This window comes from Paracoccus saliphilus, assembly GCF_028553805.1.
GTDB lineage: Bacteria > Pseudomonadota > Alphaproteobacteria > Rhodobacterales > Rhodobacteraceae > Paracoccus > Paracoccus saliphilus.
This window is the reverse complement of the sequence record NZ_CP067140.1, coordinates 1,718,124-1,734,587: the sequence shown is the minus strand read 5'-3', so window position 1 is coordinate 1,734,587 and position 16,464 is coordinate 1,718,124. Positions and strand designations below refer to the sequence as shown.

Annotated in this window: 18 protein-coding genes; 14 read left to right on the top strand and 4 right to left on the bottom strand. The window is 63.1% G+C overall.

From position 1 onward, the window contains the following. The first annotated feature begins 40 nt into the window (after nt 1-40). Genes hslO through JHX88_RS08240 form a run of 6 tightly spaced genes read left to right on the top strand, consistent with a single transcriptional unit; the run spans nt 41 to nt 6,470 of the window. Nucleotides 41-1,081 (top strand): Hsp33 family molecular chaperone HslO, encoded by a 1,041-nt coding sequence (gene hslO / locus JHX88_RS08265; RefSeq protein ID WP_076526201.1) that lies wholly within the window; start codon nt 41-43, stop codon nt 1,079-1,081. Beyond that, the gene (locus tag JHX88_RS08260; protein ID WP_076526199.1) at nt 1,078-1,668 is read left to right on the top strand and encodes an NUDIX hydrolase; all 591 of its coding nucleotides are present in this window, start codon (nt 1,078-1,080) and stop codon (nt 1,666-1,668) included. Before hslO ends, JHX88_RS08260 begins: the two co-directional genes overlap by 4 nt. Next, complete coding sequence (locus JHX88_RS08255) at nt 1,665-2,834, top strand: CCA tRNA nucleotidyltransferase (protein ID WP_076526198.1); 1,170 nt, start codon at nt 1,665-1,667, stop codon at nt 2,832-2,834. The genes JHX88_RS08260 and JHX88_RS08255 overlap by 4 nt, the downstream gene beginning before the upstream one ends. Continuing rightward, nucleotides 2,831-4,675, top strand: a complete 1,845-nt coding sequence (locus JHX88_RS08250) for an ABC transporter ATP-binding protein (protein WP_076526196.1) — start codon at nt 2,831-2,833, stop codon at nt 4,673-4,675. The genes JHX88_RS08255 and JHX88_RS08250 overlap by 4 nt, the downstream gene beginning before the upstream one ends. After that, nucleotides 4,672-5,895 (top strand): class I SAM-dependent RNA methyltransferase, encoded by a 1,224-nt coding sequence (locus JHX88_RS08245; RefSeq protein WP_076526194.1) that lies wholly within the window; start codon nt 4,672-4,674, stop codon nt 5,893-5,895. The genes JHX88_RS08250 and JHX88_RS08245 overlap by 4 nt, the downstream gene beginning before the upstream one ends. 59 nt (nt 5,896-5,954) lie before the next feature. Further along, nucleotides 5,955-6,470, top strand: coding sequence for a L,D-transpeptidase family protein (locus JHX88_RS08240; protein ID WP_076526192.1), 516 nt, complete (start codon nt 5,955-5,957; stop codon nt 6,468-6,470). A gap of 69 nt (nt 6,471-6,539) precedes the next feature. On the opposite strand, the gene dalA is transcribed toward JHX88_RS08240, so the two are convergent. Next, nucleotides 6,540-7,055: a divisome-associated lipoprotein DalA gene (gene dalA / locus JHX88_RS08235; protein ID WP_076526189.1), complete on the bottom strand. Its 516-nt coding sequence runs from the start codon at nt 7,053-7,055 to the stop codon at nt 6,540-6,542. A 215-nt stretch (nt 7,056-7,270) separates the two neighbouring features. On the opposite strand from dalA, the gene JHX88_RS08230 reads away from it, so the two are divergent. Further along, entirely contained in the window at nt 7,271-7,930 is a 660-nt protein-coding gene (locus JHX88_RS08230; RefSeq protein ID WP_419182362.1) for a L,D-transpeptidase, read from the top strand. 54 nt (nt 7,931-7,984) lie between these two features. Here JHX88_RS08230 and hemH read toward each other — a convergent pair whose 3' ends face one another. Further along, complete coding sequence (gene hemH / locus JHX88_RS08225) at nt 7,985-9,013, bottom strand: ferrochelatase (protein WP_076526184.1); 1,029 nt, start codon at nt 9,011-9,013, stop codon at nt 7,985-7,987. After that, nucleotides 9,010-9,855, bottom strand: a complete 846-nt coding sequence (locus tag JHX88_RS08220) for a methyltransferase domain-containing protein (protein ID WP_076526181.1) — start codon at nt 9,853-9,855, stop codon at nt 9,010-9,012. The genes hemH and JHX88_RS08220 overlap by 4 nt, the downstream gene beginning before the upstream one ends. Here JHX88_RS08220 and JHX88_RS08215 point away from each other — a divergent pair. From JHX88_RS08215 to JHX88_RS08200, 4 genes are read left to right on the top strand one after another with little or no spacing between them, the layout of a single operon-like run. After that, on the top strand, nt 9,854-10,639 hold the full coding sequence (locus JHX88_RS08215) for a ComF family protein (RefSeq protein ID WP_076526179.1): 786 nt from the start codon (nt 9,854-9,856) through the stop codon (nt 10,637-10,639). The two genes, JHX88_RS08220 and JHX88_RS08215, sit on opposite strands and share 2 nt — an antisense overlap. Before the next feature lie 31 nt (nt 10,640-10,670). Then, a complete protein-coding gene (grxC, locus tag JHX88_RS08210) occupies nt 10,671-10,946 on the top strand; it encodes a glutaredoxin 3 (protein ID WP_076526177.1) in 276 nt (91 codons plus the stop codon). Then, entirely contained in the window at nt 10,943-11,809 is an 867-nt protein-coding gene (locus JHX88_RS08205; protein WP_076526175.1) for a carbon-nitrogen hydrolase family protein, read from the top strand. Before grxC ends, JHX88_RS08205 begins: the two co-directional genes overlap by 4 nt. Before the next feature lie 4 nt (nt 11,810-11,813). Beyond that, nucleotides 11,814-12,287: a MarR family winged helix-turn-helix transcriptional regulator gene (locus JHX88_RS08200; protein ID WP_076526320.1), complete on the top strand. Its 474-nt coding sequence runs from the start codon at nt 11,814-11,816 to the stop codon at nt 12,285-12,287. Here JHX88_RS08200 and ubiG read toward each other — a convergent pair. Further along, the gene (gene ubiG, locus JHX88_RS08195; protein ID WP_076526174.1) at nt 12,284-13,018 is read right to left on the bottom strand and encodes a bifunctional 2-polyprenyl-6-hydroxyphenol methylase/3-demethylubiquinol 3-O-methyltransferase UbiG; all 735 of its coding nucleotides are present in this window, start codon (nt 13,016-13,018) and stop codon (nt 12,284-12,286) included. The two genes, JHX88_RS08200 and ubiG, sit on opposite strands and share 4 nt — an antisense overlap. Before the next feature lie 47 nt (nt 13,019-13,065). Between ubiG and pip the strand changes: the two genes are divergently transcribed. The 3 genes from pip (at nt 13,066) to nusA (ending at nt 16,464) form a co-directional block, all read left to right on the top strand. Continuing rightward, nucleotides 13,066-14,061, top strand: coding sequence for a prolyl aminopeptidase (gene pip, locus JHX88_RS08190; RefSeq protein WP_076526172.1), 996 nt, complete (start codon nt 13,066-13,068; stop codon nt 14,059-14,061). A 145-nt stretch (nt 14,062-14,206) separates the two neighbouring features. Beyond that, nucleotides 14,207-14,836, top strand: coding sequence for a ribosome maturation factor RimP (rimP, locus tag JHX88_RS08185; RefSeq protein WP_076526171.1), 630 nt, complete (start codon nt 14,207-14,209; stop codon nt 14,834-14,836). After that, nucleotides 14,836-16,464: a transcription termination factor NusA gene (gene nusA, locus JHX88_RS08180; protein ID WP_076526169.1), complete on the top strand. Its 1,629-nt coding sequence runs from the start codon at nt 14,836-14,838 to the stop codon at nt 16,462-16,464. Before rimP ends, nusA begins: the two co-directional genes overlap by 1 nt.

Genomic DNA, 16,464 nt, shown 5'->3' with positions numbered 1-16,464 from the left:
GCCCGCAATTGCGGGCCTGACGCAATTTCAAGGATCAGTCATGAACAAGATCAACCAGATTGCCTGGGACGATACGGTCCTGCCCTTTCAGCTCGACCGTTCGGATATCCGCGGCCGAATCGCGCGGCTGGATGGTGTGCTGGATCATATCCTGTCGCGCCACAACTATCCCGCTGCGGTCAGCGCTCTCGTGGCCGATCTGGCATCGCTGGCCGCCTTGATCGGTCCCACCATCAAGCTGCGCTGGAAACTGAGCCTCCAGGTTCGCGGCAACGGTGCGGTTCGCACTATCGCCGCCGATTACTTCGCCCCGACGGCCGACGACGAACCCGCCCAGATCCGCGCCTGGGCCAGTTTCGACGCGGACCGGCTGGACGACCGCCCCCCGTTCGAGCAGATCGGCGAAGGTTATTTCGCCATTCTCATCCATCAGGGCACGGATATGCAGCCTTACCAGGGCATCACGCCCCTGGCCGGGGGATCGCTGTCCGCCTGCGCGCAAAGCTATTTCGCGCAATCCGAGCAATTGCCGTCGCGCTTCTCGTTGGCCCATGGCCGCTCGCAACTCTCGGGCGAGCCGGAGCATTGGCGGGCCGGTGGCGTCATGCTGCAGACCCTGCCGGGGCAACCCATGGAGCCGGGCAATGGCAGCAGCCGGGAAGACGGGCTGATCGAGGCATCGGATATCCTGCAAGGTGCCGAATCCGAGGATTGGAACCGTGCCAACCTGCTCTTGGACACGGTGGAATCGCTGGAATTGATCGGCCCTTCCGTGGGCCCGACCGATCTGCTCTTGCGGCTGTTTCACGAAGAGGAACCGCGGGTGTTCGACACGCAGCGGGTCGAATTCGGCTGCCCTTGCAACTCGGAGCGGGTCCGCGACACGCTGTCGATCTATTCGGCCAAGGATATCTCGCATATGACCACCGATGCGGGTATCGTTACCGCCGATTGCCAGTTCTGCGGCGCGCATTACGAGTTCGATCCCGACAGCCTCGGCTTCGAGGCCACCATCGATGCCGATGGCGCGCCGCTCGACAGCGAGAACGAAGGCAGCGGGAAAGGCAGGGCAGCCGAGTGACTTTGAAATGGTCCGAGGAACGTCTTCGCGCGGCCCTGTCGGTGGCGGCAGAGCCCAGTTCGGATTACGAGCTGAACGATGCGGCACCACCCGACACGCCCTTGCGGCCCGCCGGTGTGCTGGCGGCATTTCACGAGGATGACGGGCGGCTGGTGCTGACGAAACGCGCCTCGGGGCTGCGGCACCATCCCGGCCAGATCGCCTTGCCCGGCGGCAAGGTCGATCCCGGCGACACCGATGAAATCGCCGCCGCCCTGCGCGAGGCGCGCGAGGAGGTCGGACTGGACCCGGCGCAGGTCGATCTGATCGGGACACTGCCTCCGCATCGGACGGTTACCAGCTTTGCCATGACCCCGGTGCTGGGCATCATCCGTGGCAGCTTCATCCCCATCGCCGAACCCGGCGAGGTGGAGGAGGTCTTTACCCTGCCCTTCGCCCATATCTCCGACCCCACGCTCTACCGCATCGAGCAAAGGCGCTGGCGTGGCGGTTGGCGCAGTTATCATGCCGCGCCGCACGGGCCCTATTACCTGTGGGGTGCGACGGCGCGAATCCTGCTTGGGCTGGCCAGAAGGTTACAGGCATGACCCGGTTGCCTACCACGATCCTGGACGATCCGGCATTGATCGCGGTGCTGGATGCTGTCGAAGCACAGGGCAACCGCGCCTATCTGGTCGGTGGCGCAGTGCGCAATGCATTGCTGGGGCAACCGGTCGACGATATCGATATCGCCACCGACGCCCGGCCCGAGGATGTCCAGCGTCTGGCCCGGTCTGCGGGATTGAAACCGGTTCCGACAGGGATCGAGCATGGCACCGTCACCGTGGTCTCGGACGGGCGCGGTTTCGAGGTCACGACCTTCCGTCGCGATGTTGAAACCGATGGCCGCCGCGCCGTAGTGGCCTTCTCGGACAGTCTCGACGAAGATGCGAAACGCCGCGATTTCACCATGAACGCGCTTTATGCCGATCGCAGCGGGGCGGTGATCGACCCTGTCGGCGGCCTGCCCGACCTGGAGACGCGGCGGCTGCGCTTTGTCGGCAACCCCGAGCAACGTATCCGCGAGGATTACCTGCGCATCCTGCGGTTCTTCCGCTTTCACGCCTGGTATGGGCGCGATGCGGATCCCCAAGCCGTCGCAGCCTGTGCAGGCCTGAAAGACGGGCTGCGGCAGATCGCCCGCGAACGGATCGGCAGCGAGATGAAGAAGCTTCTGGCGGCTCCGAACCCCGTGGCCTCGGTTCTTCTGATGGCGGAAACCGGGATATTGCCACAAATTCTGCCCGATGCGGAAACTGGTGCTTTGGCCGACCTGGTGGCTCTGGAGGCACGCGAGGACATCCCTCCCGCATGGCCCCGGCGTCTGGCCACCCTGAGCGGCGGCGGGGGTTGCGCCGATGCATTGCGCCTGTCGCGGGACGAGGCCCACACGCAAGCCGCACTGGCCGAGGCAATGGCCGCGAAATGGTCCCTAAACGAGGCCGGTTATCGGCTCGGGATCAAGGCAGGCACGGATTACGCCCTGCTTGCGGGCAGTCGGGGAATGACATTACCGTCGAACTGGCCACGGCTGATCGCGCGGGCCGCCGAGGCGGGATTGCCGATCTCGGCCCGGGATCTGATGCCGCAATTATCCGGACCGGCTGTCGGACGCGGGCTGAAGGCAGCCGAGGCCCTGTGGATCGAAAGCGGTTTCACCCTACCCGCCCCGGCACTGATAGACGCAGCCCTGCAAGCAGGAGAAGATGAATGACCCTGCATCGCCGCCTCGGCCAGTTGATCGACGCGTTCCGCCCGGCGGATGGCGCGCCCCCCCGCAACCTGCTGGCCTTCTTCCGCTGGTGCCTGTCCGGCGCATGGGGCGGGCTGTCGCTGGCAGCGGTCGCCTCTGCCCTCGGCGGGGTCGCCGATGTTCTGGCAGCGGTGTTGTTGGGGGCTGTGGTTGACGCGGTGGCCCTTGGTAATCCCGCCAGCCTATGGAGCGAGAACGGCTTGCTGATCGCTGCATTCGTCGGCTTCTTCCTGCTCTTGCGCCCAGTGATTTTCGGAATCTCTTCTGCCACCTCCAGTGTGATCGTCGGGCCGAATGTCCTGCCTCTGGTGCTGTCGCGCCTGCATCGCTGGACGATGGGGCATTCGGTCACCTTCTTCGATAATGATTTTGCCGGGCGGCTGGCGCAAAAACAGATGCAGACCGCCCGCGCCGTGACCGACGTGGCGACCGAGATGGTCAATGTGGTAGCCTTCGCGCTGGCCTCGGTGCTGGGCTCGGCTGCGTTCCTGATCTCGGTCGATGGCTGGGGGGCGGCGGCGCTGATCGTCTGGCTGGGCGCCTATCTGGGGCTGATCCGCTTTTTCCTGCCGCGCATCCGGTCGCGCTCCTCTGCACGTGCCTCGGCCAGAGCCATGGTGACCGGGCAGGTCGTCGACACGATCACCAATATCAAGACGGTCAAGCTTTTCGCCCATGCCGAGCACGAGGATCGTGCCGCCCTTGGCGCGATGGCCGGCTTCCGCGAGCGGGCGCTGGATTTCGGCGTCATCAGCAGCAGCTTCCGCCTGTCGCTGATGTTCATCGCGGGGTTGTTGCCAGTGATCCTTGTCGGCGGCTCGATCATCTTGTGGCGCGAAGGTCTGGCCACGCCAGGCGATATCGCTGCATCCGGCGCCATCTCGATGCGGCTGAGCCAGATGACCGGTTGGGTCAGCATGGCGCTGATGGGGATGTGGGGCAGCATCGGCGAGGTCGAGGACGGGATGCGCACCCTTTCGCCACCCCATGCCCTGACCGACGCCCCCGATGCCGAGGATCTGGATCGCGTGGCGGGCCGGATCGAATTCGATGATATCAGCTTCGCCTATGGGCGCGACCTTGGCGGGCTGCAGGACATTGGCCTGCATATCCAGCCGGGTGAGAAGATCGGCATTGTCGGGGCCTCGGGCGCAGGAAAATCGACATTGGTGGCACTGCTGCTGCGGCTGTACGATGTCGAGGGCGGCGCGATCCGCATCGATGGCCGCGATATCCGCGACGTGACCCAGGAAAGCCTGCGCCGCCAGATCGGCATGGTCACGCAGGAAACCGCGATGTTCAATCGTTCGGCCCACGACAATATCCTTTATGGCCGTCCCGACGCCACGCAAGAGGATATCGAGGCCGCGGCCAAGTCCGCCGAGGCGCATGAATTCATCCTCGGGCTTCAGGATCATGCGGGGCGCAAGGGCTACGAGGCGCATCTGGGAGAGCGCGGCGTCAAGCTGTCCGGCGGTCAGCGCCAGCGGATCGCCCTGGCCCGCGCTTTCGTGAAGGACGCGCCGATCCTGGTACTGGACGAGGCGACCAGCGCGCTGGACAGCGAGGTCGAGGCGCAGGTTCAAGACGCGCTTTCCCGCGCGATGAAGGGCAAGACCGTTCTGGCCATCGCACACCGCCTGTCGACCATCGCCCAGCTTGACCGGATCATCGTCATGGATGCGGGCCGGATCGTCGAACAGGGCACGCATGGGCAGCTCTTGGCTAAGTCCGGGCTTTATGCGCGCTATTGGAATCGGCAATCGGGCGGCTTCCTGGGCACCGAAGAGGCGGCTGAATGAGCCTCTGGCAGATCGAACGGCTTGGGCGGCGCGGCGATGGCGTAGCCATTGGATCGGATGGGCGCGCCCTCGCCCCGCTGACCCTGCCCGGCGAAGAGATCGAGGGAGAGGCGCAGGATGGCCGCATCGCCTCTCCCCGCATCCTGACACCTTCGCCCGACCGGGTGAAACCGGTCTGCAAACATTACCGCGCCTGCGGAGGCTGCTCTCTGATGCATGCCTCGGAAGGGTTCACTGCGGCATGGAAAGCGCAGGTGGTGGAGGCGGCGCTCGCAGCGCATGGTCTTCGTGCCCCCGTGACGGGAATGCATATCTCGCCGCCACGATCCCGCCGCAGGGCGGTGCTTTCGGGTCGGAGGACAAAGAGAGGGGCGCTGATCGGATTCCATGCGCGTGCCTCGGATGTGATCGTGGAGCTGCAGGAATGTCATGTGCTGCATCCCGGGATCATGTCAGCTCTTCCCATCTTGCGGCAGATCGTGGTGGCCGGCGCATCGCGCTCGGCAGAGATCGGCCTGACCGTCATTCATAGCCCTGCCGGCCTGGACGTGGCGGCACGCGGGGGAAAATCGCTGGATGCGGCATTGTTCCAGGCGCTGGCGGGGCTCGCGGATGAGGGAGATCTGGCCCGGCTGGATTGGGACGGTGAAACCATCACCCGCCGCAGACCCGCCCTGCCGATGGGACGCGCCCAGGTGGTGCCCCCGCCCGGTGCCTTCCTGCAAGCCACCGACGAGGGCGAGGCCGCCCTGTTGGCGGTTGTGAAGGATATGACACTGGGCGCGAAACGGATCGTCGATCTGTTTGCGGGCTGCGGGACATTCTCACTGCCCCTGGCCGAGACGGCGCAGGTCCATGCGGTCGAAGGTCTGGCCGCTCCGCTGGCGGCGCTGGACGCTGCCTGGCGCGATACCCATGGCCTCCAGCGCGTCACGACAGAGATTCGCGATCTGGCCCGCCGCCCGCTGATGGCGGATGAATTGGCTGGCTTTGACGCAATCGTGATCGACCCGCCGCGCAACGGGGCCGAGGCACAGGCGCGTGAAATGGCCGCATCCGGGGTGCCGAGAATCGCTTTCGTCGCCTGTGATCCGGTTAATTTCGCCAAGGATGCGGCAATATTAACGAATGACAACTACATGTTGTCGCGCCTTCACATCGTCGATCAGTTCCGCTGGTCACCGCATATCGAAATCGTCGCCGAGTTTCGCCGCAGCTAGTCAACAACCTTAACGTTGTGCTATTTAGCGCATATAAAATAAAAAAATCCGAGGCAGTGATGTATCGAGCAACCCGTCGGACGGTCACATTCTCGCTGTTGGCCTTGCTGGCAGCCTGTGGCAAGCCGTCCTCCAAGTTCAAGTCCTATAGTGGCCCTCCGGTGACTCAAGTCGTGGTCAACAAGGGCAAGCGCCGCCTCTATCTGCTGAGCGGCAAGACCGTGCTGAAGGCCTATGATATCGGGCTGGGCAATGTGCCGGTCGGACACAAGCGGTTCGAAGGTGACGGAAAAACCCCGGAAGGGGTCTATTTCATCGACCGTTTCAATCCCAAGAGCCGCTATCACCTGTCGGTGGGCGTGTCCTATCCGGATCCGCAGGACAAGGCCTATGCGGAAGCCGTGGGACGCAAGCCGGGCGGAGATATCTTCATCCATGGCTGGGGGCCGGAGGGAAACGCGCTGGCACCGAAAAAACGAGATTGGACAGCAGGTTGCATCGCCGTGAAAGACGAGGAGATCGAAGAGATCTTCGCGATGCTGCGTCCCGGTGTGCCGATCGTCATCGCCCCCTGAACACGGCAAACGGAATTTCAAAAGCCCCGGCGGACCGGCCGGGGCTTTGTCATTTCTGCAGCAATGCGATCAGTTGCCGCCGGTCAGCAAGGTCCACCAGATTTTACCCGAGGATTCCTGGTACCACGCGATTCCCAGCCTGGTCGCCTTCGGGTCCATGATCACGTCGCGGGTGTCGCGTGTCGCCATCCACGCGTTCAGTGTCCGGATGTCATTCTCGTAGGTTTCCGAGATATTCTCGCCGACGAGATGCCCGTAGTAACCTTGGTTGCGCACTCGCTCCAGCGGAGACGAGCCATCGGAACCCCAATGCCATGCGCGGTTCTGCGCGGACATGTCACGCGAATGCGCCAGGGCCGCTGCCGTCAATTGCGGGTCCAATGTCAGCTGATTCAAGGAAATATTGGCGCGAAGAGTGTTGACTTGCTGCAACACCCGGCCAGGAATTTGGGCCTCTTCACGGGCGTCGATCTTATAGGCGGTTGGCAGTGGCTGGCCATCCGGGCCGAGTTGAGCGGCCATGCGCGGCTGACATGCGGCCAATGCGATCAGCGCAAGCACCGAAATTACTTTGAGTTTTCTCATTTATCCTGTCCCTCGACTGCTCTTGGTCATAGGCTTACCGAATGGCGGGCGGACCTTCAAACGCAAGAATGCGTGATCTTAACAGGTTTTTACTCGCAGTATTTCTCGCATCTGTTTGATTTGGCGGCTCTCTCGAAGCGCGCTATATATCTGCCATCCGCAATAGTCGGAGCAGTAAGGTCGCCCCAAAAGAGCGGCCAGAGGAACGAGGATACTTGCTGATGAGCATGACAGCTTTCAATCGCCGGGCATTTCTGGGCTCGGCCGCTGCGCTTGGCGCCACCAGCCTGGCGGCACCGGGTTTTGCGCAGCAATTCGACCCTTATACGGGGCAACCCATCTATGGTGGCGCAACAGGCGGCGGTGCCACGCCCGATGCCGGGGCGGTCCAATATGACAGCGGGACCGACCAGCGCCACAACATTTCCAGCTTCCGTGCCCAGGACTGGCGTCCCTATTTCGACAATCTGACCAATGGCGCGATCCTGTGCGACATCACCTCGCGCGCGGTCCATTTCTGGTCCGAGGATGAAAGCGTCTATCGCGTCTATCCCTCGTCCATCCCGGTCAGCAAGGACCTGACCCGGTTGGGCCGAACCGAGATCATCAAGAAGGTCGAAGGCCCGTCATGGGCACCGACGCCCGAGATGAAAGAGCGCAATCCCTCGTGGCCGGATTTCGTGCCGCCGGGGCCGGACAACCCGCTTGGCACCCATGCGCTGTGGCTGAGCTGGCAATATTACCGGATCCACGGCACCCATGACACGCGCAAGATCGGACGCAAGTCGTCGAATGGCTGCATCGGCCTGTATAACGAACATATCAAGGAACTGTTCGGCATGGCCAAGATCGGCACCCAGGTGCTGTTGATCTAGTCCGCACAGTCACCACCTGATGACAAGGGGGCCAACGGCCCCCTCTTTTTCATTTCAGACCCAACCGCCGATATTCTCGCGGATGACATTCATCATCACGTCGATATGCGCCGGATCGTCATTGAGGCAAGGAATATAGGTGAACCCCTTGCCGCCCGCATGTTCGAAGGCCTCACGGATCTCGCCGTTGATCTCTTCCAGCGTCTCGATGCAATCGGCGGCGAAGGCGGGGGATATTACCGCGATGTCGGAATGCCCCTGCCGCGCCAGCTCGGCGACATGTTCGACCGTGTAGGGGCGCAGCCATTCCTCACGGCCGAAGACCGACTGGAACGATGTGTCGATGATGCCATCCTCCCAGCCCAAACGCTCTTGCAGCAATCGAGAGGTTTTCTGGCACTGGCAGTGATAGGGATCGCCCTGCATCAGGTAGCGCTTCGGCATCCCATGATAGGAAGCAACCAGCTTCGAGGGCTTGCGTCCCTCCAGCACCCGCTCGACCGAACCCGCCAGCGCATCGACGTAATCGGGCCGATCGAAATAGGGATCGCAGGTGCGGACCGAGGGCTGCCAAGTCTGCTCCATCAACGCCCGGAAAAGCTGGTCATTCGCCGTGGCCGAGGTCGCCCCGGCATATTGCGGATAGAGCGGCAGGAAGATGATGCGGCGGCAGCCCGCCTCGACTATGCGGCCCAGGACCTCATGGGTCGAGGGATTGCCGTAGCGCATGCAGAACTCTACCATCACCTGATCGCCCCATTCGGCGGTGGCACGTTCACGCAAGGCCTGTGCCTGGTCGCGGGTGATGGTCATCAACGGGCTTTCGCCCTTTTCCTCGTTCCAGATGGTCTTGTAATTCGCGCCCGAACTGAAAGGCCGCTTTGTCAGGATGATGCCCTGCAGGATCGGCTGCCATTTCCAGCGCGGCAGGTCGATCACCCGCCGGTCCGAGAGAAACTCGTTCAGATAGCGGCGCATCGACCAGTAATCATAACCGTCCGGCGTGCCCAGATTGGCAATCAGAATCCCGGTTTTCGCGGCTGGAAACCGGGGATGATCCGCGGGCATGTCTGCTGGCGTCATGGCTTGTTCCTGATCTCGTTGAGCGCATCGGCAAGGCTTTTCTGTGCAGAGCCGGGGCGCAGGGGTTTCTGCTGTGTTTCGGACGGGGCCCATCCGGTCAGGAAAACCAGATCGAAGCTCGCCTGGATACGGGACGGATCGTCGCGGTCGGGATGGGCCTGTGCATAGACCGCCCCCGCGCGGGCGAATATCTCGCGCCGGGTGGGCCGGCGCAATCGCGCGGCCATCGCGTTCCCCTCGCCCATCGCCCGCAGGTCTTGCGCCAGATGCAGCAGGTCACGATAGCTGGCGCGCTGGCTGACCAGATCGGCGACCGGCAGTGCCAGACCCGCGCGTGCAAGCAGCGCGCCCATATCGCGGATCTCGCCCATCGGCAGGATGCGCGGCGACAGCCCCCCGGTAACTTCCGCCTCGGCCTGTGCCATGGCGGCGCGCGCCTCATGCAAGGTCTGGCCACCGAAACATACGGCAATGAATAACCCGTCCTCGCGTAGCGCCCGGGCCGATTGCACGATCTGCCCGACCGGATCGTCAGCCCAGTGCAACGCCATCGCATGGATGACCAGGTCATGCGATGCCGGGGAGAGGTCCAGCACGGGATCGTCGGATACCACCTTCGCCTGCGGAAACTCTGCCGACCAGAAGCCGGGAAAGCCGGTCACGATCGCGGGCGCATGAAAATCCCTGTTAACCTCTGACAGCCTATCCTTCATCTCTGCCGCCGCGATTCGATGCAGCACATCGGCATGCCCCCGGGACACGGCCCGGCGCCGCTGCCGCTGCAGCGCCTCAAGATCGGTCAGGGACGGACGGTCGGGACTGGATTGGGAAGAACTGCTCATGGGGATGGAACATAAGGTGCTTCGCCGCCCTATAAAAGCCGTCCTGCGCATGCTTTACCCGTCACAATGCCTTGCCTGTGGCCAGATCGTCATGAGCGAAGGCAATGACGCGCTCCCGCAGCGTGCGGCCACTGATCTCTGCCCCGATTGCTGGCAAGACACGCATTTCATTTCCGGCCTTGCCTGCACCCGTTGCGGTGCGCCGCTTCCCGATGACGGAATTGACTACGATCAGGACGTGACATGCGATGATTGCCTGGCCTTCCCCCGCCCATGGCATGACGGCCGGGCAGCGATCCTCTATTCCGGCACCGGACGGAAGCTGGTCCTGACACTCAAGCATGGCGACCGGCCGGATCTGGCCCCCGCCCTCGCAGGATGGCTGTCAGTGGCGGCCGCGCCGGTCATCCGTCCCGGTATGATCGTCGCGCCGATCCCCCTGCATTTCCGCCGCCTGCTGAAACGGCGCTACAATCAATCCGCCCTGCTCGCGCGGCATCTCGCCAAGGCGCACGGCTTGCCTCATATACCCGATCTGCTGTTGCGCAAGCGCCATACACCCGCCCAGGATCACCGCGGCGTCTCTGATCGTTTCGCCAATATCTCTGGCGCGATCATGGTCAATCCGCGTCGTATCTCGTGCATTTCAGGGAAACCCGTGCTGCTGGTCGATGATGTCATGACCTCAGGTGCGACCCTTGCCGCCGCGACCGAAGCGCTGCTGGCAGCGGGTTCCGGGCCGGTTTTTGTCACAGTGCTGGCGCGCGCCGTGAAGGATGACTAGATAGGGGCATATCCGTAAAGTGGAAAAGCCTATGACCGATCAACCGCGTATTGAAATCTACACCACCAGAACCTGCCCATTCTGCATTTCGGCAAAGTCGCTGCTGCAGCGCAAGAATCTCTCCTTCGAAGAGATCGATGTCGGCGCTCAGCCCGAATTGCGTGGCGAAATGGTCCAAAGGGCAAATGGCCGCCGTACCGTTCCGCAGATCTTCATCGGTGATACGCATGTAGGTGGTTGCGACGAGTTGTTCGCGCTGGACCGTAACGGAAAGCTGGACCCTCTGCTGGCAGGATCAGCCGCATGACCTCCGCGACGCCTGCCCCGCTAAAGGTCGCGTTGCTGCAACTCAATACCGGCGACGACCCTTACGCGAATCTCTCCGCCACGGTTCCGATGATCCGCGAGGCGGCGTCGGCAGGCGCGACATTCGTGCTGACACCCGAAGCCACGAACCTGCTGTCCCCCGACCGCAAGCGGCAGGCAGCCGTCCTGAAACCCGAGGCAGAGGACCCGACCCTGTCGGCGCTGCGGGCCGAGACCAAAGCGGCTGGCATATGGCTGTTGATCGGCTCTCTGGCCCTGAAAGGCGACGATCCCGGCGACGAGCGTTTCGTGAATCGCAGTTTCCTGATCGATCCGGAAGGCACCGTCGCCGCGCGATACGACAAGCTGCACATGTTCGACGTCACCATATCGGAGACCGAGCAATATCGCGAAAGCTCTGCCTACCGCCCCGGCGACCGGGCGGTGCTGACGCGCGCAGCAGGACAGCCGGTCGGCATGACGATCTGTTACGATGTGCGTTTCCCCCATCTTTATCGCCAGCTGGCACAGGCGGGTGCGCGCATTCTGACCGTCCCCTCGGCCTTCAGCACCACCACCGGCAAGGCCCATTGGGAGGCTCTGCTGCGTGCCCGCGCCATCGAAAACGGCTGCTTCGTGCTGGCCCCGGCGCAATCCGGCACGCATCCCGCACCGCATTCTCCCGACCGCCTGCCACGCCAGAGCCATGGCCATTCGCTCGCGGTAGATCCTTGGGGCAACATATTGGCCGATGGCGGAATATCGACGGGGGTGACCCTTGTTTCACTTGACCTTGAGGCGGTTGACAGGGCACGGTCCCGCATCCCGTCCCTGACACATGACCGGCCCTTCGATGGCCCATGAGGCGATGACCACGACGAAAAACGACATCGAGCGCGACCAAAGCAGCGACAGGCTGGCCGCCAGCCTGTTCGCCGAGGTGTTCATCGCGGATCAGCTGTCACGCAGCCTCATCAGCCATGCCCTGCCTCGCGGCATGCAGATCTCGCATTTCTCGGTGCTGAACCTGCTGGCCCATGTGAACGAGGAACGCACCCCCGCGCAACTGGCCGAAGCCTTTCACGTCACCCGTGGCGCCATGACCAATACCCTGTCCCGGCTGGAATGGGCGGGTCATATCCATATCCGCCCCGATTGGGACGATGCGCGGCGCAAATTCGTGTCGATCAGCCCGGCGGGCCGGGCCGCCCGCAACGCCGCCATCTCGGCCTTCATGCCGATCATCGGCGAGATCGTGCGCGATATCGGCGCCGAAAGGGTCCGGCTTGCTCTGCCCGTCCTGCGCGAGCTTCGCCGCAGGCTCGAGGGGGATGGCGACTAATCCGGCCGGCGTGCTGCGATGGCGTAATTCACCGACAGGTCACGATCCGACAGGCTCCAGTTCCAGGTCAGGGGATTGAAGACCATCCCCCTCGCATCGACCGGGTTCAATCCCGAAGCACTCGCCATCTCTGACAGTTCCGCCGGCGTGATGAAGCGGTTCCATTCATGCGTGCCCTTGGGCAGCCAGCGCATGATCCATTCCGCGCCGATAATGGCCGCGCCGAAGCTTTTCGCCGTGCGGTTCAGGGTCGAGACGATGGCAAGTCCGCCGGGGCGCAGCAGGTCGTGACAGGTGGCGATGAAAGCCTTTGGATCGGCGACATGCTCGACGATCTCCAGCGCCAGCACCGCATCGAACTTCTCGCCTGCACTGGCCAGTGCCTCGGCAGTCGTGGCGCGGTAATCGATCTGCAACCCCTGCTGTTCGGCATGCAGCCTGGCCACCGCGATATTGCCTTCGGCGGCATCCGCGCCTACGACCTCGGCCCCCAGGCGCGCCATCGGCTCGGCGATCAGCCCGCCGCCGCAACCGATATCCAGCAGCCGCAAGCCCTCAAAAACCCGCAGGCTGCGGCGGTCCCGCCCAAATTCAGCGGCAATCTGGCTCACGATATAGTCAAGCCGCACCGGGTTCATCATGTGCAGCGGCTTGAACTTGCCCTTCGGATCCCACCATTCCGCCGCCATGGCCTCGAACTTGGCAATTTCGATGGGGTCGATGCTTGTCATGACGGGTCCTTCTGGCGAGTTGCGGCAGTTGGGCTTATAGTCGGTCCATGGACAGATTGGCAGGACAAATCGGCGCGTCGAATGGCCGCCTCTATCGCTCGACCGAACCATATGAGCGGCGCATCGTCGATACCGGCGATGGGCATCGCCTGTATGTCGAGGAATGCGGCAATGCGGAAGGCCGCCCCGTCATCGTGCTGCATGGCGGCCCCGGCGGGGGATGCAGCCCCTATATGCGCCGCTTCTTCGATCCGGAACACTACCGAATCGTACTGTTCGATCAGCGGGGTTGCGGGCGCTCGCGCCCGGCCGCCTCGGTCGAGGGCAACACCACCGCCGATCTGGTGCGCGACATCGAACAGATCCGCTCGGTTCTGGGCATCGAGACCGCGCTGCTCTTTGGCGGCAGTTGGGGGGCCACGCTGGCGCTCGCTTATGCGCAGGCGCATCCCGAACATGTGGCGGGGCTGATTCTGCGCGGCGTGTTCCTGGGCAGACAGACCGAGCTCGACTGGTTCTATGGCGGCGGCGCGGGACGATTCTTTCCCGATCTCTGGGCACGTTTCTGCGATCCGATCCCCGAACCGGAGCGGGACAACATGATCGCCGCCTATCACCGCCGGCTATTTTCCGACGATCTCGGGCAACAGGGGCGCTTTGCCTTGCCCTGGCTGATGTGGGAAAATGCACTGGCCGGACTGCAGAATTCTGCAACCGGCCACGCGCCGCCCGAATATGCCCGCGCCTTCGCCCGGTTGGAAAACCACTATTTCGCCAATAAATGCTTCATGGATGAAAGCCAGCTTCTGCGCAACCGCCACCGGATCGAGCATCTGCCCGCCGTGATCGTGCAGGGCCGCTATGATATGGTGTGCCCACCGCTCTCGGCCTATGAACTGGCGCAAGGATGGGAGAAATGCGACCTGCGGCTGGTGCCCGCCTCGGGACATGCATTGTCGGAACCCCGGATCTCGGCAGAGCTGGTCCGGGTCATGGATGCGATCCGCGATGACGACCGCCGCGATGTGGAGGGGAAGAATTGATGCCCGCCCATGCCATCGCCCGCTTGCAATCCCGCGGATTCGGTCCTATATGCGGGTCAACAGCGGTGCAGGCTTCCACCCCCTGCCCACCGGAAGTTTCGCACGGGCCCGCTGACGGCCCGTTTTTTGTATCCGAAAGGAAGTCATGTCCAACGATCTGATCGCCAAGACCGCCATCGACCGGCGCCTTGCCGAGATCATCACCCCGGTGATCGAGGATCTTGGCTTCGAGCTGGTGCGCGTGCGCCTGCAGGGCGGCAAGACCTCGACCCTGCAGATCATGGCCGACCGGCCCGATGGCGGCATTAACGTGGATGACTGCGGCGATATTTCCGTCGCCGTCAGCGCCACGCTGGATGTCGAGGACCCGATCGAGGAAGCCTATCACCTCGAGGTCTCCAGCCCCGGCATCGACCGCCCGCTGACCCGGCTCAAGGATTTCGCGGCTTTCGAAAGCTACGAGGCCAAGCTGGAAACCAATCAGCCCATCGACGGGCGCAAGCGCTGGAAAGGCGTGCTGGCGGGTATCGAGGGCGACGAGGTCCTTTTGAATATCGAAGAGGGCGGCGAAGTGCAGACCATCGGGCTGAACTTCGACTGGTTGTCGGATGCCAAGCTGGTCCTCACCGACGACCTGATCCGGGAAATGCTGCGTCAGAAGAAAGAGGCCGGTGTCGAGATCGACAATCTGGACGAGGCCACCTTCGACGCGATCGAAACCGACGAAGACAACGAACCGGGCGCGAACAGCGCCGATGACGCAAGGAGTAAGTGATGGCGATCACCTCTGCCAACCAGCTGGAACTGCTGCAGACGGCCGAAGCCGTGGCACGCGAGAAGATGATCGAGCCTGAACTGGTCATCGAAGCGATGGAAGACAGCCTCGCCCGTGCCGCCAAGTCGCGCTACGGCGCCGAGATGGACATCCGGGTCAAGATCGACCGCAAGACCGGCAACGCGAGCTTTACCCGCGTCCGCACCGTGGTCGAGGATGACGCGGTCGAGAATTATCAGGCCGAAGTGACGGTCGAACAGGCCCGCCCCTATCTGGACGACCCAAAAGTCGGCGACGTGATCGTGGACGAAGTGCCGCCGGTCGAGCTGGGCCGGATTGCCGCGCAATCGGCTAAGCAGGTCATCCTGCAGCGCGTTCGCGAAGCCGAGCGTGACCGTCAATACGAAGAATTCAAGGATCGCGCGGGCACCATCATCAACGGTGTCGTCAAGCGCGAGGAATACGGCAATATCATCGTCGATGTCGGCCGTGGCGAGGCGATCCTGCGCCGCAACGAGAAGATCGGCCGCGAAAGCTATCGCCCGAACGACCGCATTCGCGCCTATGTCAAGGATGTCCGCCGCGAGACCCGCGGCCCGCAGATCTTCCTGTCGCGCACCGATCCGCAATTCATGGCGGAACTGTTCAAGATGGAAGTGCCCGAGATCTATGACCACATCATCGAGATCAAGGCCGTGGCACGCGACCCCGGCTCGCGCGCGAAAATCGCCGTGATCAGCTATGACAACTCGATCGATCCGGTCGGCGCCTGCGTCGGCATGCGCGGCAGCCGCGTTCAGGCGGTGGTCGGCGAATTGCAGGGCGAGAAGATCGACATCATCCCGTGGAACGAGGATCAGGCGACCTTCCTCGTGAACGCCCTGCAGCCCGCCGAGGTCAGCAAGGTCGTGTTCGACGAGGATGGCGGCCGTATCGAGGTTGTCGTACCCGATGAACAGCTTTCCCTCGCCATCGGCCGCCGCGGCCAGAATGTGCGTCTGGCCAGCCAGTTGACCGGGCTCGATATCGACATCATGACCGAGGAAGAGGAATCCAAGCGCCGGCAGGCCGAATTCAATGCCCGCACCAAGCTGTTCATGGATGCGCTGGACCTGGATGAATTCTTTGCCCAGCTTCTGGTCGCCGAAGGCTTCACCGATCTCGAAGAGGTCGCCTATGTCGAACAGGGTGAATTGCTGACCATCGACGGGGTGGATGAAGGCACCGCCGAGGAACTGCAGGCCCGCGCCCGCGATGTTCTGGAAGCCCGCAACAAGGCGGCGATGGAAAATGCCCGCGCGCTCGGTGTCGAGGACTCGCTGGTTGAATTCGAGGGTCTGACACCCCAGATGATCGAGGCGTTGGCGAAGGACGGCATCAAGACACTGGAAGACTTCGCTACCTGCGCCGATTGGGAATTGGCTGGCGGCTGGACCACCGTGGATGGCCAGCGCGTCAAGGATGAAGGCCTGCTGGAGCCCTTTGACGTCTCGCTGGAAGAAGCGCAGAATATGGTCATGACGGCGCGCGTCAGCCTTGGCTGGGTCGATCCGGCAGAACTGGAACCGGCGGCGGACCCGGAAGAAGCCGAGACCGAAGCCGAAACCGATCAGGAGGCCGGGGCCTGA